Here is a 19,545-nt window from a genome sequence, read left to right as displayed (position 1 = left end):
TGCCTGTGACCGGCAGGCAATACCTTAATGCCCGCTTGAGGGTAAATTATCGCTCCTTACCAGGGAGGCCAGGGCACCGGCAGCAGCCAGGCAAGCACCAACCAGGAAGGCGGCCTTCAACCCGGCCATAAAAGCCGCGGTGGTGCCGGCTGGTCCCAGGATAGCCAGTTTGGCCGCCCGTTGCCAGGTAAAGACGCCGCTGCTAACGGCTATCCCCAGCACCATACCCACATTACGGACCGTAGCCAGGACACCGGAGCCAATACCCAGCCGGTAGCGGGGGACACTACCCATCACAGCGCTATTATTGGGGGACTGGAAGATTGCTGTGCCCAAACCAAAGAGGCATAAACGCCAGATAATATCCAGGGCCTGGGAAGTAACTTTTAGACCGGCCATCAGGAAAAGGGTCATACTGACGATAGCTTGCCCCGTAAAGGCCAGCCAGCGTGTCCCCAGGCGGTCCGATAAGGCCCCGCTAACAGGGGCGATCAAGAGAGTCACCAGGGGAGAAGCCGTTAAAATTAAACCGGCCTGCCCGGGACTGTAGCTCAATACTTGCTGCAGGTAAAAAGGGATCAAAAAAATCATGGCATACTGGGACATAAAGTTCATCAAGGCCGCAAAGTTGGCCGCAGTAAACACCTTATTATGGAACAGGGTTAAATCCAGCATGGGTTGTTCAACCCGGCGCTCCCAGCGGATAAAGGCCCAGGTACCAACTAAAAACATCAAACCCAGTATTAAGGTGACCGGTGAAGTCCAGCCCCATTCTTCGCCATAGCTGCCGGCCAGCAGGAATGCGCTCAAAGAGAAAAATCCCAGGGCCGCACCGGTTAAATCAAACCGCTGCAGTTGTAAATCTTTCGGCGCCGGTACTACCTGCCGGCATAAGATATAACTAAGGATACCAATGGGAATATTAATGGTAAAGATGGCCTGCCACCCGGCTACCGTGACTAGTAAACCTCCCAGGGTCGGTCCCAGGGCCAGGCCGGTGGCAATAATCATACCGTTGGTCCCCAGGGCGCGGCCGCGCTCGTAAGGCGGGAAAACGGAAGTTATGATGGCCGGGCCCATGGCCATGAACATCCCGGCACCAATGGCCTGGATGGCACGGAAGGCAATCAAGACCCAGATATTGGGTGCCAGGGCGCAGATTCCAGAAGCTACTGTAAAAATGGCAATCCCCATTAAAAGCACCCGGCGAAAACCGTACATATCCCCCAGGCGGCCGTAGGTTAAAATTAAGCTCCCTAAAACTAAAAGATAGGCCATGGCCACCCAGCCTACCGTATTTAAATCGGCATTAAAAAACCTACTAATAGTTGGCAGGGCCACATTTACCACGCTACCATCAATAGGCCCCATTATACCGGCAGTCATGACGGCAAAAAGGATGAGCCAACGCCGGGGGTGGGGAGCGGGAAGGATATTACTTTGGGGGGGCAAGGCAAGAGCCTCCTTGACGGCAGATATTTATATTATTTCATACCAGGTATACCAAGTCAAGGCCAACTAAACCTTGACAGACAGATATAGACGGCTTATAATCTTATCAGTAACTATTATTAGAAAGGTAGGTACCGGCCATGGCAGTCTGGCAATGCAGCCAGTGCGGTTATGAAAAAGACGCCCGTTGTAAACCCCGCAAGTGCCCTGAATGCGGCGCGAAAGATTCCTTTACCAAAAAAGATGCCCCAACCTCATAAGCTCCTTGAAGGAGCTTTTTTAAACTCGCAACATAACCCGGCCGGAATATGGTATAATAATCCAGGAAGGTAATTCAAAACAGGGAGGTAGGCAAGGATTATGCTGGATCTCATGCGCAAAGTTTTCCTCGCCGGCCTGGGAGCCATGTTCCTGACCAAGGAAAAAGCGGAAGAAGTCGCCGAAGAGCTGGTTCACCAGGGGGAACTCCGGCGGGAAGAAGTAAAAAATTTCGTTGAGCAACTTCTAAACAAAGGCAAAGAACAGCAGGCCCTTCTTCAGGAAACCGTTAGTAGAGAAATTAACCGCCTGCGTAATGAATGGGGCCTGGTAACTAAGGCCGAAATGGCGGCCCTGGAAAAAAGGGTGGCTGAATTGGAAGCAAAACTGGTGAGTAAAGAAGAACAGTAAAATTAGATAATAAGCTTATTAAGCAAAATTATTGTATTAACCTATTGACACAAATAAGGCCTGCCGTTATGATAAAAGTTAATTTGTAATGGCAGGCTTTTTCTTTTGTGAGCGCTTTCTTAATTAACAAAAATTATTCCATTTTTGTATCAAATGGTTTATAATATTGGCTGACTGGATGAAATAGAGGGTTAAAAGGTGCAGGAGCAATAAAATTAAATTGAATGATTTGTTGCCCGGGATGAGAAGAGAGCAAAAATTAACAAGCAGTTCAGGGAAAGGGTAGCAGGAAAAACGGACTTTGTGTAGAAGTTCACTAATGTAACCGGAAAAATGTATGTCCATTTTTTTGAACAAAGGAGGTGTTCGAGTGAAGCTGGCCATTTCCGGGAAAGGTGGCGTCGGCAAAACTACCATTGCTGCCGGTTTAATTACGCATTTTGCCCGGCAGGGTTACCCGGTATATGCCGTCGATGCCGATCCCGATACCAGCCTGGGGATGATCCTGGGGCTCCCTGAGGAAAGGCTGGGTACCCTTAAACCCATTGTCGATATGCGCCAGTTGATTGCTGAACGCACCGGCGGTAGCGGCGCCTTCTTTTCTTTAAACCCGGAAGTAGATAGCCTGCTGCAGGATTATACCATAAGGAACGGGAATATCCTTTTTTTGAAAATGGGGGCCATCAAACCCGGGGGATCTACCTGCTATTGCCGGGAAAATGCCGTCTTGAATGCCATGGTCAATTCCCTCATCCTGAAACGCCGGGAAATGGTGGTCCTGGATATGGGTGCCGGCATTGAGCACCTGACCCGGGGTACGGCCCGCGGGGTAGATCTGATGCTGATTGTTACCGAGCCCACCCTGGTCAGTGTCCAGACCGCCCGGGTCGTCCAAAAACTGGCCGCAGAACTTGGTATTGAGCAAATAAAATTTGTGGGCAATAAATTGCGTCAACCCAAGGATGAAGAATTTATCCTCAACCACCTGCCGCCAGGCGATGTCATTGGCCTGATTCCCTTCCAAACAGAAATCTTAGACCAGGCTGCCGGTTTTACCGGTGAGCAGTCTTTTACCGCAGCAGGTATTGCCGAGCTGGCTACCAGGTTGCTAAGCTAACTGGATGTTGCCCGGGCATATGCAGGAGAACCGGAGTTCTCCGTAGAGATAGCTGTTGCATTAAAAGGAGTAAAAAAACCAAGGAGGTAAGTAATATGCCCAGGTTCCGCGATCTTACCCACACTTGCAGGCCCTCAGAGGCCCCGCGGGTTATGGAACCCAAAAACAGGGACCGTACCGTCGACCCGGCAGCCCTGAAAATGCTGGCTAAAAGCAGGGACGACAAGGTAATAACCGCCTTTGATCGCTTTGTCGCCCAGCAGCCCCAGTGTAAAATCGGGTATGAAGGTATTTGCTGCCGTTTTTGCATGGCCGGCCCCTGCCGCATCAAAGCCGCCGATGGTCCTGGTAGCCGCGGCATTTGCGGCGCTTCAGCCTGGACCATCGTTGCCCGTAACGTTGGTTTAATGCTCCTTACGGGAGCTGCCGCCCACAGTGAGCACGGCAATCATATTGCCCATGCCCTGGTAGAAATGGCTAATGGGAAAGCGCCGGACTATACGGTCAAAGATGAAGCCAAGTTAAAGGAAGTCTGCCGGCGTGTAGGTATTGAGGTAGAAGGCAAAAGCGTTATGGAACTGGCCCGGGAAGTAGGGGAGAAAGCCCTGGAAGACTTCCGCCGCCTGAAGGGTGAGGGTGAGGCCACCTGGCTGATGACAACTATAACTGAAGGCCGCCGGGAAAAATTCCGTACCCACAATGTTGTCCCCTACGGGATCCATGCCTCTATTTCCGAACTGGTCAACCAGGCTCATATGGGTATGGATAACGACCCCGTTAACCTGGTCTTCAGTGCTATCCGCGTAGCCCTGGCTGACTATACCGGTGAACATATTGCCACTGATTTTTCCGACATCCTCTTTGGTACCCCTCAGCCGGTGGTCAGTGAAGCCAACATGGGCGTCCTGGACCCGGATGAGGTTAACTTTGTCCTCCACGGTCATAACCCATTGCTAAGTGAAATTATCGTCCAGGCGGCCCGGGAAATGGAAGGGGAAGCCAGGGCTGCCGGTGCCAAGGGTATAAACCTGGTGGGCATTTGCTGCACCGGCAATGAAGTCCTGATGCGCCAGGGTATACCTCTGGTCACCTCCTTTGCCTCCCAGGAACTGGCCATCTGCACCGGTGCCATTGACGCCATGTGCGTCGACGTCCAGTGCATAATGCCCTCAATCAGTGCCGTGGCCGAGTGTTATCACACCCGGATTATTACCACTGCCGACAACGCCAAGATCCCCGGCGCCTATCACCTCGACTACCAGACAGCTACGGCCCTGGATAATGCCAAAACCGCCATCCGCATGGCCATTGCAGCCTTCAAAGAGCGTAAAGAAAGCAACCGGCCGGTGTATATTCCTCAAATCAAAAACAGGGTGGTCGCCGGGTGGAGCCTGGAGGCCTTGCAGCAGCTCCTGGCTACCCAGCATGCTGAAAATCCCATCCGGGTGCTCAATAAAGCCATCCTTGACGGCGAACTGGCCGGGGTGGCGCTTATCTGCGGTTGTAATAACCTGAAAGGGTTCCAGGATAATTCGCACCTGGTTGTTATGAAAGAGTTATTGAAGAATAACGTCTTTGTCATCGCTACCGGATGTTCGGCCCAGGGAGCGGCCAAAGCCGGCTTAATGGACCCGGCCAATGTAGAAACCTATTGTGGCGATGGCCTTAAAGCTTTCCTCAAACGTCTCAGCCAGGGAGCCAATATTGAAATCGGCCTGCCGCCTGTCTTCCACATGGGTTCCTGCGTGGATAACTCCCGCGCTGCCGACCTCCTAATGGCCATGGCCAACGACCTGGGCGTTGATACCCCTAAGGTGCCCTTCGTTGCCTCGGCCCCGGAAGCCATGAGCGGTAAAGCGGTAGCCATCGGCACCTGGTGGGTATCCCTGGGTGTACCGACCCACGTTGGTACCATGCCGCCGGTGGAAGGTAGCGATCTGATCTACAGTATCCTTACCCAGATTGCCAGCGACGTTTATGGCGGTTACTTCATGTTTGAAATGGATCCCCACGTAGCTGCCCGGAAGATCCTCGACGCCCTGGAGTATCGCACCTGGAAGCTGGGCGTGCACAAAAATGTTGCTGAGCGTTATGAAACCAAACTCTGCCAGGGTTATTAAAGGAGGGTCAGGCCATGACTGATTTCGATAAGATCTTCGAAGGTGCCATTCCCGAAGGCAAAGAACCTGTAGACCTTTTCCGCGAAGTTTACCATGGCGCCATTACGGCCACCAGCTATGCGGAGATCCTTTTAAACCAGGCTATCCGGACCTATGGTCCCGACCATCCCGTCGGTTATCCCGATACCGCCTATTATTTACCGGTTATTCGTTGCTACAGCGGGGAAGAAGTAAAGAAACTCGGCGACTTGCCGCCCATCCTCAACCGCAAGCGGGCGCAAATAAGCCCGGTGCTTAATTTTGAAAACGCCCGCCTGGCGGGAGAAGCCACCTGGTACGCAGCTGAAATCATCGAAGCCCTGCGTTACCTGAAATATAAGCCGGAAGAACCCCTCTTACCCGAGCCCTGGACAGGGTTTATCGGCGACCCGGTCGTCCGCCGTTTTGGGATCAAAATGGTAGACTGGACCATCCCCGGGGAAGCCATTATCCTGGGCCGGGCCAGGGACTCCAAGGCCCTGGCCAAGATAGTCAAGGACCTCATGGGTATGGGCTTTATGCTCTTCATCTGCGATGAGGCGGTAGAACAGCTGCTGGAGGAAAACGTCAAGCTGGGCATTGACTACATCGCCTACCCCCTGGGTAATTTCACCCAGATCGTCCACGCCGCCAACTACGCCCTGCGGGCCGGGATGATGTTCGGCGGCGTCACGCCTGGCCTGCGCGAAGAGCAGCGCGACTACCAGCGGCGCCGCATCCGCGCCTTCGTCCTTTACCTGGGCGAGCACGATATGGTCAAGACAGCCGCCGCCTTTGGCGCCATCTTTACCGGTTTCCCGGTAATTACCGACCAACCTTTGCCGGAAGACAAGCAAATTCCCGACTGGTTCTTCAGCGTCCAAGACTATGACAAAATAGTTCAGATAGCTATGGAAACCCGGGGCATCAAGCTGACCAAGATTAAGCTCGACCTGCCCATTAACTTCGGTCCGGCCTTTGAAGGGGAGAGTATCCGCAAGGGCGATATGTATGTAGAAATGGGTGGTAACCGGAGCCCGGCCTTTGAGCTGGTACGTACTGTTTCCGAGGCGGAGATTACCGATGGCAAGATCGAGCTTATCGGCCCGGATATCGACCAGGTGCCGGAGGGGAGCACTTTACCCCTGGGTATCCTGGTGGATATCTATGGCCGTAAAATGCAGGCCGACTTTGAAGGGGTCCTGGAACGGCGCATCCACGACTTCATTAACTACGGTGAAGGTCTATGGCATACCGGCCAGCGCGCCATTAACTGGCTCCGGGTTAGCAAAGAAGCCGTGGCCAAAGGTTTTCGTTTCAAGCATTATGGTGAAATCCTGGTAGCCAAGATGAAGGAAGAATTCCCGGCCATTGTCGACCGCGTCCAGGTAACCATCTTTACCGACGAAGCGAAAGTTAAAGAGTACCTGGCCATCGCCCGGGAGAAATACAAAGAGCGTGACGACCGCATGCGCGGCTTAACCGACGAGTCGGTGGATACTTTCTATTCCTGCGTCCTGTGCCAGTCCTTTGCCCCTAACCATGTCTGTATTGTCACCCCCGAGCGGGTAGGCCTGTGCGGCGCCGTCAGCTGGCTGGACGCCAAGGCTTCTTATGAAATCAACCATGCCGGGCCCAACCAGCCGATAGCTAAAGAAGGGGAGATTGATCCCGTTAAAGGTATCTGGAAGAGCGTCAACGACTACCTCTACACGGCTTCCAACCGCAACCTGGAACAGGTTTGCCTGTACACCCTCATGGAGAACCCCATGACCTCCTGCGGTTGCTTTGAAGCCATCATGGCCATCCTGCCGGAGTGTAACGGCATCATGATTACTACCCGCGACCATGCCGGGATGACCCCTTCAGGAATGACCTTCTCCACCCTGGCCGGCATGATCGGCGGCGGCGTCCAGACTCCCGGCTTTATGGGCATCGGCCGCACCTATATTGTCAGTAAAAAATTCATTAAGGCCGACGGCGGTATAGCCCGCATTGTCTGGATGCCCAAAGCTTTGAAGGACTTCCTCCGTGACGACCTGATCCAGCGCAGTATAGAAGAAGGCCTGGGCGAGGACTTTATCGATAAAATTGCCGATGAAACCATAGGCACCACCGTTGATGAAATCTTGCCCTACCTGGAAGAAGTGGGCCACCCGGCCCTGACCATGGACCCCATTATGTAGGCTCTACCCCTGCTGCTGGCAAGGCCGGGTATATGCCTCTCCCGCATACACCCGGCCCGGTATATTTGACCTTAAAGGAAAGGAGTTAAAAGTTATGGCTTTAACGGGACTGGAAATTTATAAACAGCTGCCCAAAAAGAATTGTGGCGAATGTGGTACGCCCACCTGCCTGGCTTTTGCCATGAACCTGGCGGCCGGTAAAGCCAGCCTGGACTCTTGCCCCTACGTTTCCGATGCCGCCCGGGAGGCCCTCAATGCTGCCGCGGCCCCGCCCATTGCCAAGGTGGTCCTGGGTACAGGTACGGCAGCAGTGGAGATGGGGGATGAGACCGAACTCTTCCGCCACGACAAGCGCTTCTACCACGAAACAGCCATTGCCATCCAGGTAAGCGATAACCTCAGTAACGAAGAGTTAATGGCTAAAGTTGCTGCCATCAACGAACTGCAATTTGACCGGGTGGGGCAGCATTATACCATCCAGGCCATTGCCATCCGCCACGACGCCGATGACCCCAATGCCTTCCAGGCAGCTGTAGCTGCGGTTGCTGCCGCTACCGGGCTAAACCTTATCCTCATGGCTGACGAGGCCGCCGTGTTAAAAACTGCCCTGGCGGGAGTAGTCGACCGCAAGCCCCTGTTATATGCGGCCACTGCTGCCAATTACGAGGCCATGGCTGCCCTGGCTAAAGAGTTTAATTGTCCCCTGGCGGTATATGGTAACGGCCTGGAAGAACTGGCCGGCCTGGTGGACAAAATTGTCGCCCTGGGCTGCAAGCAGCTGGTCCTTGACCCCGGAGCCCGGGAAACTTCCCGTGCCGTTGCCGACTTTACCCAGATCCGCCGCCTGGCCATTAAAAAACGCTTCCGTTCCTTCGGCTATCCCATTATTGCCCTGACGACGGCCGGCGATCCCCTGGCGGAAATTCTCCAGGCCACGAACTATATCAGCAAGTACGCCAGCCTGGTAGTTTTGCGTACCGGCGCCAAAGAACACCTGTTACCCCTGCTGTCCTGGCGCCAGAATCTCTATACCGACCCGCAGGTACCCATCCGGGTAGAAGAGAAACTCAATGAAATAGGAGCCGTTAATGAGAATTCACCGGTTTATGTGACCACCAACTTCTCCCTGACCTATTACTCGGTAGAAGGAGAAATTGAAAGCACCAAGATCCCCAGCTACCTGCTTTCCGTCGATACCGATGGCCTGTCCGTGCTGACGGCCTATGCCGATGGCAAATTTGAGGCTGAAAAGATTGCCGGTGTCATGAAAAAGGTGGGTCTCGAAAATAAGGTCAAGCACCGCCGGATTATTATCCCCGGAGCAGTGGCCGTCCTGAAGGGTAAGCTGGAAGACCTGACAGGCTGGGAGGTACTGGTAGGACCCCGGGAAGCCAGCGGTATCGTGGCCTTTGCCCGGGCCAACCTGGCGTCATGAAGCACTTTACTGTCACCTTCATACCTGATAATATCCAGGTCCAGGTAACGGCAGGTACCACCGTCCTGGAGGCGGCCCAAAAGGCCGGCCTGCCCCTGAAAAGTACCTGCGGTGGTGCCGGTACCTGCGGCCGCTGTATCATTAAAGTTCGCCGGGGAGAGGTTCAGGTTAAAGGAGGACACCTGCCGGCCAAATTGAAGGAAGAGGGTTATACCCTGGCCTGCCAGACCATCATCCAGGGCGATGTGGCCATCGAGATCCCGGCAGAATCCCTCCTCAGCAAACACCAGGTGCTCCTCCAGGACAAGGGGCGCCTGCAGGACGGCCTGACTGATTTACTGGGTTCCTATCCCCTGGAGGCTGCCTGTGAAGTAGTAACCTTGCATCTCGCCGAGCCTACCCTGACGGAAAACACCAGTGATACCAGCCGCCTGCTGACGGCCCTGCGCAAGGAAAAAGGGGTGGAGGGGCAGGTGAGCTTAGCCCTTCTCCAGGATTTGCCGGAGAGCTTGCGCCAGGCCGGCTGGCAGGTTGATGTCACCCTGGCCAGGGCTGATAACCGCCTCTTACGGGTTACCCCTGCCGGGTCAGGCAGGAACTTTGGCCTGGCCATCGACCTGGGTACCACGACGGTAGTAGTCTCCCTCCTGGACCTGCGTAACGGCCGGAGGATTGGCCAGGGCGGTAGTTATAACCGCCAGGCGGTATATGGAGATGATGTCATTTCCCGCATCATCCACGCCACCAGTAACCATGGGGGCCTGGAGGAGCTGCGCCAGGCGGCCCTGGCCACCATTAATGAGATAAGTAATTCTTTACTGGCCAACCACGGGATTAACCAGGCGGAGGTGACGGCAGCAGTCATTGCCGGCAACACTACCATGAGCCACCTGCTGCTGGGCGTAAATCCCAAGTATATCCGCCTGCAACCCTATATCCCTGCTGCTACCGAGTGGCCGGCCCTCACTGCCGGGGAAATCGGGCTGGCCATTAATCCCCTGGCTACCGTCCAGGTCTTCCCCAGCGTAGCCAGCTATGTGGGCGGCGATATTGTCGCGGGTGCCCTCTTTACCCGCATTGCCGGTGGAGAAGAACTAACCCTCTTCATTGACATTGGCACCAACGGGGAAATGGTCCTGGGGAATAAGGACTGGCTCATATCCTGCGCCTGTTCGGCGGGGCCGGCCTTTGAAGGCAGCGGCATCACTTGCGGTATGCGGGCCATGGAGGGAGCAGTTGAAGGAGTAACCATCGACCCGGAAACCTTTGAAGTCGAGCTGGAGGTAATCGGCGGCGGCCGTCCGGCCGGTCTATGTGGCAGTGGTTTAATTGACTGCCTGGCGAAGCTCAGGCGGGCCGGCATCATCGACCGGACCGGTAACTTCCATGAAGTAGCCACACCCCGGCTAAGGCTTACTGATGAAGGATACGAGTTTGTCCTGGCCTGGGCGGCAGAAAGCAGCCACGGCAAGGATATCGTCATTACCGCCGCCGACATCAAAAATCTCATCCGCTCCAAGGGAGCCGTCTTTGCCGGCATCCAGAGCCTGTTAAAGACCGTCTCCCTGGAACTGGAAGCAGTCGACAGGATTATCATTGCCGGCGGTTTCGGCAATTACCTGCACGTTCCCAATGCCGTTGAAATCGGCCTCTTACCCGATTTACCGGCGGAAAAATACGTCTTTGCCGGCAACACTTCCCTCAAAGGTGCCGAACTGGCCCTCCTTTCCCGGCCGGCCTGGCAGGAAGCCCTGGAACTGGGCCACAAGATGACCTACCTGGAGCTTTCCGCCGGCAACCTCTTTATGGAGGAATTTGTCTCGGCCCTGTTCCTGCCCCATACCCAGCTGGAACTCTTTCCCTCCGTAACCGGTGGGACCAGCCCGCAAAGGAGGGAAGGCTAGTGGCCCGCCATATTGCCGTTGCCGGTAAAGGGGGTACAGGAAAGACCACCTTTGCCGCCCTGTTGATACGCTATCTAGTTGAGAAGAAAAAGGGGAGCATCCTGGCCGTGGATGCCGACCCCAACGCCAATTTAAACGAAGCCCTGGGCGTTAAAGTCGATACCGTTATTGCTGATATCCTCGAGGCCACCAAAAACCCGCGGGCCATCCCCGCGGGCATGAGCAAGGATATGTTCATCCAGTACCAGCTGGCCCAGGCCCTGGTGGAAACGAGGGACTTTGATCTATTAACCATGGGCCGGCCCCAGGGTCCGGGCTGTTACTGTTATCCTAATGACCTCTTGCGCAAGCACCTGGAAACCTTAAGCGCCAGCTACGACTATATGGTCATTGACAGTGAAGCCGGCCTGGAGCATATCAGCCGGCGGGTTATCCAGAATGTGAAGGACCTCTTCGTCATCAGCGACGCCTCCGTGCGGGGGATTCGTTCCGCCGGTAGGGTACAGGAACTGGTCCAGGAACTGCAGCTGGCTATTCCCAATATGTACCTGATAGTAACCAAAACCACCGGGGACCAGGGGCCCCTCCAGGAAGAGATCGAGCGGACGGGATTGCCCTTGGGCGGGACTATTCCCTATGATGAACAGGTCGTCGCTTTTGACACTTACGGCAAACCCCTTTTTGAGCTACCGGCAGAAGCCCCGGCCGTCCAGGCAGTCAATGACATCCTGAGCAGGTGCCGTATTTAACAATTTATGGAAGGAGTGTTTTTCATGGCCGTCCAGATTTTACGTGATCGTAGCCGCGCAACGGTACAAAAAGTTGTCCTGGGTGCCACCAAAGAGCAGGGCGGTACCCGCAGCCATACCATTGTTGTCGGCGGCGATGCTGCCCTTCCCTTCCACCATTTTGAAGGAGAGATTAGCCGTCCCGTTATTGCCATGGAAGTCCAGGATATCGTTCCCGACTGGCCGGAAGTGTTGAAGGATCCCTTTAATGATGTAATTAATGAGCCCGGCCGCTGGGCGCAAAAATGCGTGGCCGAATACGGTGCCGACCTTATTTACCTGAAACTAGACGGTGCCGATCCCGAAGGGGCCAACCGCTCGGTAGACCAGTGTGTGGCTACCGTCAAGGAAGTCCTGCAGGCTGTTGGTGTTCCCCTGATTGTCGTCGGCTGCGACGACGTGGAGAAGGATCACGACGTCCTGGAGGCAGTAGCCGAAACGGCTGCAGGGGAAAACCTGCTCCTGGGTAACGCCGAGCAGGATAACTACAAATCCCTTACGGCGGCCTGCATGGTGCACAAGCACAACATTATTGCCCGCTCGCCCCTGGATATTAATATCTGCAAGCAGCTCAACATCCTCATCAACGAAATGAACCTGGGCCTGGACCACATTGTTATTGATCCTTCCATTGGCGGCCTGGGCTACGGGATAGAATACGCCTACTCGATTATGGAGCGCATCCGCCTGGGGGCCCTCCAGGGCGATAAAATGCTCTCCATGCCGGTGATCTGTACGGTAGGTTATGAGGCCTGGCGGGCCAAGGAAGCTGTAGCTCCGGTTAGCGAATACCCCGGCTGGGGTAAAGAAGTAGAGCGGGGCATCCTCTGGGAAGCAGTTACCGCCACCGCCCTCCTCCAGGCCGGCGCCCACATCCTCCTCATGCGCCATCCGGAAGCTGTGGCCAAAGTCAAGGAAAATATCGACCAGCTTATGGCCAGCAACGCTTATTAAGAAGGAGGTCAAAAGCATGCTTATCATTGGTGAAAGGATTAACGGCATGTTCAATGACATTAAACGGGCCATTCAAGAACGGGACCCGGCCCCGGTGCAGGAATGGGCCCGGCGCCAGGAAGAAGGCGGCGCCCGCGCCCTGGATCTAAATGTCGGCCCGGCCGTTCAAGATAAAGTAAGCGCCATGGAATGGCTGGTAGAGGTTACCCAGGAAGCCAGCAGTCTAACCCTGTGCCTGGATTCCACCAATATCGCGGCCATCGAAGCGGGACTGAAAAAAGCCAAAAACAGGGTTATTATCAACTCCACCAGTGCCGAAAGGGAAAAAATAGAAAAGTTATTCCCCCTGGCCGTAGAGTACGGTGCCGCTCTCATCGGCCTCACCATGAATAAAACCGGCATCCCTAAGGATAGCGACACCCGCCTGGCCTTTGCCATGGAACTGGTAGCCGCAGCCGATGAATTCGGCCTGCCCATGGATGACCTGTATATTGACCCCTTAATTCTCCCGGCCAATGTCGCCCAGGATCACGCCCCGGAGGTTTTAAAAACCCTGCAACAGATTAAAATGCTGGCCGACCCGGCCCCCCGGACCGTACTGGGCTTGAGCAACGTCTCCCAGAACTGCCAGAACCGGCCCCTCATCAACCGGACTTTCCTGGCCATGGCCATGGCCTGCGGCCTGGATGCCGCCATTGCCGATGCCTGCGACGAAGCCCTCATGGAAACGGCGGCAGCAGCAGAAATTTTGCTCAACCAGACGGTTTACTGTGATTCTTTTGTCAAGATGTTTAAAACCAGGTAGGATTTTTATCAACAACGTCGAAGCTTATTACGGAGTAGCTAAAATAATGAAATTGTTACAATAGCGAACAGCGTTACAGGAATACGTTGATACCTGGGGGAAAATTACTGCAGTAAAGTGGAGAGAGGTACCGGCGTATGGTTTAACGCTGGTCCTCTCTTTTTAGGGCAGGAAGGAGGAAGGGGATTGGCTGAGCAACAAATTGTACCTTCCCACCAGCTTGTTGCTCCGGTGGCAAGGCAATCGGGTCAACCTGTCAGCCGTTGTTACCAGTGCCATAAATGTACTGCCGGCTGTCCGGTCACGATGGCCATGGACCTGATGCCCCACCAGGTAGTACGCTTTGTGCAGCTTGGTCTGGAAGAAGAACTCTTAAAAAGCAAAACCATCTGGCAATGTGCTGCCTGCCGGACCTGTGTTTCCCGTTGTCCCAACGGCATCGACATTGCCGCTATTAACGACGCTTTGAAGCAGCGGGCCCTGGCTAAAGGAGTCCAGCCGGCCCTGCCGGAAGTGGCTGCCTTCCACCAGGCCTTCCTGGCTTCGGTTAAAAGCAAAGGCCGGGTCCATGAACTGGGGATGATGATCGCCTTTAAGATGAAAACAGGCACCTATTTCCAGGATGTCCCCCTGGGGCTGAAAATGTTCCGCCGCGGTAAACTACGGCTTTTACCCGAAGGTCTTAAAAATAAAGCTCGCTTCCGGGCCTTGTGGCAAGGGGAAAAGGGGGGACAGGCATGAAATTAAGTTATTACCCGGGCTGTTCCCTGCACTCGACGGCGGCTGAATTTTCCGCCTCCACCGAAGCCGTGTTTAAAGCCCTGGGAGTGGAGTTACAGGAACTGGGCGACTGGTGCTGTTGCGGCGCCACCTCCGGCCATTCCCTTAACAGTTACCTGAGCCATGCCTTGCCCCTGCATAACCTAATCCTGGCTGAGGCTGCCGGTAACGATTTGCTGGTACCCTGTGCCGCCTGTTATAACTCCTTAAAAGCGGCCCAGACCTTTATGGCGGGCGGCAGCCAGGAAGCCCGGGAACTCAACCAGCAGGCAGGTCAAATCCTGGAACGGGAATACCGGGGAGAGGTGCAGGTGCGTCATGTCGTAGATATGCTGGCCGATGACCGCATCAAGGCTTTACTTGAAGAGCGCTTGCAGAAGCGCCTGGCTGGCCTCCCCCTGGCTGCCTACTACGGTTGCCTGCTGACCCGGCCGCCGAAAGTAGCCAGTTTTGAGGCCAATCCCGAGCAGCCCCGGCTGATGGACCGGCTCCTGGCCCGGTGCGGTGCCACTCCGGTAGGCTGGACCCATAAAAACGAGTGTTGTGGGGCCAGTCTCGCCATTCCCCAGCCGCAACTTGTGGAGCAGCTGGTGGGCAAAATAACGGCTGCCGCTCGCTATGCCGGAGCTGCAGCCATAGTGACGGCCTGTCCCCTGTGCCAGACTAACCTGGACAGCCGCCAGCCGGCCGGAGCAGAACCTCTACCCGTCTTTTTCATTACCGAAATCATTGGCCTGGCCCTGGGGCTGGATGCCGCTCCCTGGTTAAAGAAACATTTAGTAGATCCCCTGCCCCTTTTACGGCAGCAGGGATTGCTGGTAGCCTCCTAGCAGAAAGGTTGTGAGACGCCATGAATGAAAAGCAGGAAAATGTCCCGGCCGTAGGTTCGGTCCTGGTCCTCGGCGGCGGTATTGCCGGTATGCAGTCGGCCCTTGACCTGGCTAATGCAGGCTACCTGGTGCACCTGGTGACAGAAAGTTCTTCCATAGGCGGTCGTATGGCCCAGCTGGACAAGACCTTCCCCACCAATGAATGTGCCATGTGCCTGCTGGGGCCCCGGATGACGGATACCCTTAATCATCCCAACATCCGCCTGTATACATGCGCCTCCCTGGAGAAAGTAGAAGGGGAAAAGGGTAATTTTACCGTCCAGATCCGGGAAAAACCCCGCTACGTTAATATTGAGGAATGTACCGCCTGCGGCGACTGCGAGCAGGTCTGCCCGGTGTCTGTTCCCAACGAGTACAACCAGAATATGGGCCGCAGGAAGGCCATTCACAAGATGTTTCCCCAGGCGGTACCCAATAAATACCTGATTACCAAAAGGGGTACGCCTCCCTGCCGCAGCGCCTGCCCGGCCGGCACCAATGCCCAGGGTTATGTGGCCCTGATCTCCCAGGGCAAATTTGCCGAGGCCCTGGAGGTAATCCATCGCCGCATGCCCTTTGCCGGCATCTGCGGCCGCATCTGCCACCACCCCTGCGAAACCGAATGCAACCGGGGACAGTTTGACGACCCCATTGCCATTGCCACTTTGAAAAGGGCGGCCTATGACTATGGCTGGGAAGCTGAAGCAGCCCGGGAAAAGGAACAGAGGCCGGAGCTTCCCGCCAGGCAAGAAAAAGTCGCCATCATCGGCGCCGGGCCGGCGGGACTTACGGCGGCCCAGGACCTGGCCCTGGCAGGCTTCCGGGTTACCGTTTACGACGCCTTGAGCCAGCCCGGCGGCATGCTGCGAGGCGGCATTCCCCGCTACCGCCTCCCCCTGGAAGTAGTCGACCGGGAAACCGGGCGCATCCTCGCTTTGGGGATTAAGTTTGTGCCCAATACCGTTGTCGGCAGAGATATTACCCTGGCGGAACTGCAAAAGCAGTACAACGCCGTTATCATCGCCACCGGCCTGCAACAGAGCCGGATGTTAAAGCTTGAGGGTGCCGATTTAAAGGGTATTCTACCGGGAGTGGCTTTCTTGCGGGAAACCGCCCTGGGCGGCCGGCCCGAAGTAGGGGCCAGGGTTGTCGTCATCGGCGGCGGCAATGTGGCCATCGACGTGGCCCGGACGGCCCGGCGCCTGGGGGCCAGGGAAGTACACCTGGCCTGCCTGGAATCCCGGCCCGAGATGCCGGCCCACCCCTGGGAGATTGAAGAAGCCCTGGAAGAAGGCGTCATCATCCATCCTTCCTGGGGCCCCAGGCGTTTCCTGGGCGAAGGAGGCCGGGTCACCGGTATTGAACTAATGCAGTGTACCCGGGTTTTCGATGCGGAACGCCGTTTTAATCCCCAGTATAACCCGGAAGTCACCACGACTCTGGCTGCCGACACCATTATCCTGGCCATCGGCCAGGCCGCCGATCTTTCTTTCTTAAGCGAAGATAGTAGCATAGCCACCAACCGCGGCCTGATCGCCGCCGATCCCCTGACCCTGGCGACGGGCGTGCCCGGCATCTTTGCCTGCGGCGATGTCGTCCGCGGGCCCGCCTCGGTAGTGGAAGCCGTAGCCAGCGGCCATGAAGCAGCGGAATCCATTAAGCGCTACCTGCAGGGCGAAGACCTGGCTGCCGGCCGTTCCCTGGAAAAAGAACCCAAGCTGGACCCGCCGCCCAATGTTATACCCTTCCCCGGCCGGCGCAAAATCCAGGCCATGGCCCCGGCAGCAGAGCGTATCCGGGATTTCCGGGAAGTCTACCAGGGCTTTACCCCGGAAGAATCCATAGAAGAGGCCAAACGCTGCCTGAACTGCGGCATCTGCTCGGAATGTCTCCAGTGTGAAGCCGTCTGCAAGAAAAAGGCCGTCGAGCACTGGCAGCAGGAAAAGGTAGTGGAACTCCAGGTTGGCTCCCTGGTCCTGGCCCCCGGCTACGAACTCTTTGATGCCACCCTGGCCGGCGAATACGGTTACGGTTATTATGCCAATGTGGTGACCAGCCTGGAGTTTGAGCGGCTGCTCAGCGCCACCGGCCCCACGGAAAGCCACGTGGTACGGCCTTCCGATCACCGGCCGCCCAAAAAGGTGGCCTTCATCCAGTGCGTCGGTTCCCGGGACTGCGAGGGGGAAGGCAGCCCTTACTGCTCGGCCATCTGCTGCATGTATTCCACCAAAGAAGCCATCATCGCCCGGGAACATGACGCCAATATTGAGCCGACCATTTTTTACCTGGATATCCGCGCCTACGGTAAAAACTTTGACCGCTACGTCGAAGCGGCTAAAGCCGCCGGGGTACGTTATGTACGGGCTATGATTTCCCGGGTGGAAGAAGACCCGCAAACCAGAAACCTTACCATCCAGTACTATGCCGACGGCAGGATAATCCGGGAAGAGTTTGACATGGTTGTTTTAGCGGTAGGCGTCAGGCCACCGGCCGGAGCGGAAAAACTGGCGGCCGTTGCCGGTATTGAGCTTAATCCTTATGGCTTTGCCAGAACCTTACCCCTGCAACCGGTGGCCACTACCCGGCCGGGTGTTTATGTGGCCGGCGTCTTCCAGGGTCCCCGGGACATCCCGGAAACGGTAGTCAATGCCAGCGCTGCCGCCTCTTTAGCCGGTGCCGCCATAGCCCCGGGCCGCAATACCCTGGTCACGCCCAAGGAATACCCGCCGGAGAGGGACGTGAGCCGGGAAGAACCACGGGTGGGTGTCTTTATCTGCCACTGCGGCATTAATATCGCCGGTGTAGTCGACGTCAAGGCGGTAGTAGAGGCTGCCGCCAAACTCCCAGGAGTGGTCCATGCCGAGGATAACCTCTACACCTGTTCCCAGGACACCCTGAAGAAGATTAAAGACGCCATCCAGGAATACAACCTGAACCGGGTGGTAGTGGCCTCCTGCACCATTCGCACCCACCAGCCCCTTTTCCGGGAAGCCTTAAGGGAGGCCGGCTTAAACCAGTTCTACTTTGAAATGGCCAATATCCGCGACCAGTGTTCCTGGGTACACCGCAACGAACCGGCCAGCGCCACTTTAAAGGCCATTGACCTGGTACGGATGGCGGTAGCCAAGGTTAAACGCCATGAAGCCTTACACCTGCAACCGGTACCGGTAGTCCAGAAGGCCCTGATCATCGGCGGCGGCATAGCCGGCCTTACGGCGGCGTTAAATATCGCCGAGCAGGGGTTTGACGCCATTATCGTCGAACGGGAAGCCGAGCTGGGTGGACAGGTCCGGCATTTGCGGACCACCCTGGAAGGGGAAGACCTGCAGGCCCTGTTAAAAGACTTGATTGCCAAAGTCCAGGCCTCCCCCCGCATTCAGGTGTACACCGGTGCCCGCCTGGAAGACTTCGGCGGCCACCAAGGACACTTTACCACCACCATTTCCCTTGGTGAACCCGGTAAAGAACACCTGCGCCGGACCCTGCAACTGGAACACGGCGTGGTAATCGTCGCCACCGGCAGCCAGGAATTAAAAACCGGCGCCTACCTCTATGGCCAGGACGAGCGGGTGGTAACCAATACCCAGCTGGAGCAGGCCCTGGCCGACGGTTCCTGGAATGCTGAGAAAAACAAACAGGTGGTTTTCATCCAGTGCGTGGGTTCCCGGGATGGCGAGCGTCCCTACTGCAGCCGCACCTGCTGTGCCCAGACCATTAAAAACGCCCTGGCCATTAAAGCCCGCAATCCCGAGGCGACAATTTACGTCCTTTACCGGGATATCCGCACCTATGCCTTCATGGAGGATTATTACCGCCAGGCCCGGGAGCAGGGCGTCCTCTTTATCCACTTTGAGCCAGAGAAACCACCTGAGGTACGCCGGCGGGACATCGGCCTGCTGGAGGTATTAGTTAAAGACCCCGACTCCGGCAAAGACCTGGTACTCTGGCCCGACCAGCTGGTGCTGGCCACGGGTGCCGTGGCCCCGGATGGGGTGGAAAAACTGGCTACCATGCTGAAACTGCCTTTAAATGAAGATAAATTCTATGTCGAGACCCATGCCAAGCTGGCGCCCATTGACTTTCCCTCGGCCGGGATTTTCCTCTGCGGTGCCGGTCATGCGCCTAAATTCGCCAGTGAAGCCATTGCCCAGGCCGAAGGTGCCGTGGCCCGGGCCTGTACCATTTTGAGCCGGGAAAACCTGATGGTAGGCGGCGTGGTAGCCGTGGTCGATGCAAACAAGTGCGCTGCCTGCCTGACCTGCGTCCGGGTCTGCCCCTATAGCGTCCCGCGCATTAATGAGCGCAACGTGGCCGAGATCAATGCCGTCCAGTGTATGGGCTGCGGCACTTGCGCCGGTGAATGCCCGGCCAAGGCCATCCAGCTCCAGTTCTATAAAGACGACCAGCTGCTGGCCAAGGTGGCCGGCCTCTTCGGGGAGGTGTAAGTC

Annotated in this window: 14 protein-coding genes; 13 read left to right on the top strand and 1 reads right to left on the bottom strand. The window is 56.1% G+C overall.

What is annotated here, in order from left to right; genetic code table 11:
- Positions 1 to 24: 24 nt before the first annotated feature.
- A complete protein-coding gene (locus tag MGLY_RS14885) occupies positions 25 to 1,452 on the bottom strand; it encodes an MFS transporter (protein WP_246187352.1) in 1,428 nt (475 codons plus the stop codon).
- A 140-nt stretch (positions 1,453 to 1,592) separates the two neighbouring features.
- Here MGLY_RS14885 and MGLY_RS18890 point away from each other — a divergent pair, with 140 nt between their 5' ends.
- From MGLY_RS18890 to MGLY_RS14820, 13 genes are all read left to right on the top strand, one after another.
- On the top strand, positions 1,593 to 1,712 hold the full coding sequence (locus MGLY_RS18890) for an RCKP-type rubredoxin-like domain-containing protein (RefSeq protein WP_156275109.1): 120 nt from the start codon (positions 1,593 to 1,595) through the stop codon (positions 1,710 to 1,712).
- 100 nt (positions 1,713 to 1,812) lie between these two features.
- Entirely contained in the window at positions 1,813 to 2,121 is a 309-nt protein-coding gene (locus MGLY_RS14875) for a phasin family protein (RefSeq protein ID WP_156275107.1), read from the top strand.
- A gap of 370 nt (positions 2,122 to 2,491) precedes the next feature.
- Positions 2,492 to 3,238, top strand: coding sequence for an ATP-binding protein (locus MGLY_RS14870; RefSeq protein ID WP_156275105.1), 747 nt, complete (start codon positions 2,492 to 2,494; stop codon positions 3,236 to 3,238).
- Positions 3,239 to 3,333: 95 nt separating this feature from the next.
- A complete protein-coding gene (cooS, locus tag MGLY_RS14865; RefSeq protein WP_156275103.1) occupies positions 3,334 to 5,358 on the top strand; it encodes an anaerobic carbon-monoxide dehydrogenase catalytic subunit in 2,025 nt (674 codons plus the stop codon).
- A gap of 14 nt (positions 5,359 to 5,372) precedes the next feature.
- A complete protein-coding gene (acsB, locus tag MGLY_RS14860) occupies positions 5,373 to 7,562 on the top strand; it encodes an acetyl-CoA decarbonylase/synthase complex subunit alpha/beta (RefSeq protein ID WP_156275099.1) in 2,190 nt (729 codons plus the stop codon).
- A 94-nt stretch (positions 7,563 to 7,656) separates the two neighbouring features.
- Complete coding sequence (gene acsC / locus MGLY_RS14855) at positions 7,657 to 8,997, top strand: acetyl-CoA decarbonylase/synthase complex subunit gamma (RefSeq protein ID WP_156275097.1); 1,341 nt, start codon at positions 7,657 to 7,659, stop codon at positions 8,995 to 8,997.
- Positions 8,994 to 10,901: an ASKHA domain-containing protein gene (locus tag MGLY_RS14850; protein ID WP_156275095.1), complete on the top strand. Its 1,908-nt coding sequence runs from the start codon at positions 8,994 to 8,996 to the stop codon at positions 10,899 to 10,901. The genes acsC and MGLY_RS14850 overlap by 4 nt, the downstream gene beginning before the upstream one ends.
- Entirely contained in the window at positions 10,901 to 11,650 is a 750-nt protein-coding gene (locus tag MGLY_RS14845) for an ATP-binding protein (protein WP_156275093.1), read from the top strand. The genes MGLY_RS14850 and MGLY_RS14845 overlap by 1 nt, the downstream gene beginning before the upstream one ends.
- Positions 11,651 to 11,674: 24 nt before the next feature.
- A complete protein-coding gene (locus MGLY_RS14840) occupies positions 11,675 to 12,643 on the top strand; it encodes an acetyl-CoA decarbonylase/synthase complex subunit delta (RefSeq protein WP_156276506.1) in 969 nt (322 codons plus the stop codon).
- A gap of 16 nt (positions 12,644 to 12,659) precedes the next feature.
- A complete protein-coding gene (locus MGLY_RS14835; protein ID WP_156275091.1) occupies positions 12,660 to 13,448 on the top strand; it encodes a methyltetrahydrofolate cobalamin methyltransferase in 789 nt (262 codons plus the stop codon).
- 186 nt (positions 13,449 to 13,634) lie between these two features.
- Entirely contained in the window at positions 13,635 to 14,189 is a 555-nt protein-coding gene (locus MGLY_RS14830; RefSeq protein WP_156275089.1) for a 4Fe-4S dicluster domain-containing protein, read from the top strand.
- Positions 14,186 to 15,058 carry a CoB--CoM heterodisulfide reductase iron-sulfur subunit B family protein gene (locus tag MGLY_RS14825; RefSeq protein ID WP_156275087.1) on the top strand — a complete coding sequence of 291 codons (873 nt, stop codon included), beginning with the start codon at positions 14,186 to 14,188 and terminating at the stop codon, positions 15,056 to 15,058. Before MGLY_RS14830 ends, MGLY_RS14825 begins: the two co-directional genes overlap by 4 nt.
- A gap of 20 nt (positions 15,059 to 15,078) precedes the next feature.
- Positions 15,079 to 19,542, top strand: a complete 4,464-nt coding sequence (locus MGLY_RS14820) for an FAD-dependent oxidoreductase (RefSeq protein ID WP_156275085.1) — start codon at positions 15,079 to 15,081, stop codon at positions 19,540 to 19,542.
- The last annotated feature ends 3 nt before the right edge of the window (positions 19,543 to 19,545 follow it).

The organism is Moorella glycerini (assembly GCF_009735625.1).
GTDB classification, from domain to species: Bacteria; Bacillota; DSM-521; order Neomoorellales; family Neomoorellaceae; genus Neomoorella; species Neomoorella glycerini.
This window is presented reverse-complemented; position numbering and strand designations above follow the sequence as displayed.

Coding starts and splice junctions, on each gene's coding strand:
- MGLY_RS18890 (WP_156275109.1), top strand. CDS start 1,593: ATGGCAGTCTGGCAATGCAGCCAGTGCGGTTATGAAAAAGACGCCCGT.
- MGLY_RS14875 (WP_156275107.1), top strand. CDS start 1,813: ATGCTGGATCTCATGCGCAAAGTTTTCCTCGCCGGCCTGGGAGCCATG.
- cooS (WP_156275103.1), top strand. CDS start 3,334: ATGCCCAGGTTCCGCGATCTTACCCACACTTGCAGGCCCTCAGAGGCC.
- acsB (WP_156275099.1), top strand. CDS start 5,373: ATGACTGATTTCGATAAGATCTTCGAAGGTGCCATTCCCGAAGGCAAA.
- acsC (WP_156275097.1), top strand. CDS start 7,657: ATGGCTTTAACGGGACTGGAAATTTATAAACAGCTGCCCAAAAAGAAT.
- MGLY_RS14850 (WP_156275095.1), top strand. CDS start 8,994: ATGAAGCACTTTACTGTCACCTTCATACCTGATAATATCCAGGTCCAG.
- MGLY_RS14840 (WP_156276506.1), top strand. CDS start 11,675: ATGGCCGTCCAGATTTTACGTGATCGTAGCCGCGCAACGGTACAAAAA.
- MGLY_RS14835 (WP_156275091.1), top strand. CDS start 12,660: ATGCTTATCATTGGTGAAAGGATTAACGGCATGTTCAATGACATTAAA.
- MGLY_RS14825 (WP_156275087.1), top strand. CDS start 14,186: ATGAAATTAAGTTATTACCCGGGCTGTTCCCTGCACTCGACGGCGGCT.
- MGLY_RS14820 (WP_156275085.1), top strand. CDS start 15,079: ATGAATGAAAAGCAGGAAAATGTCCCGGCCGTAGGTTCGGTCCTGGTC.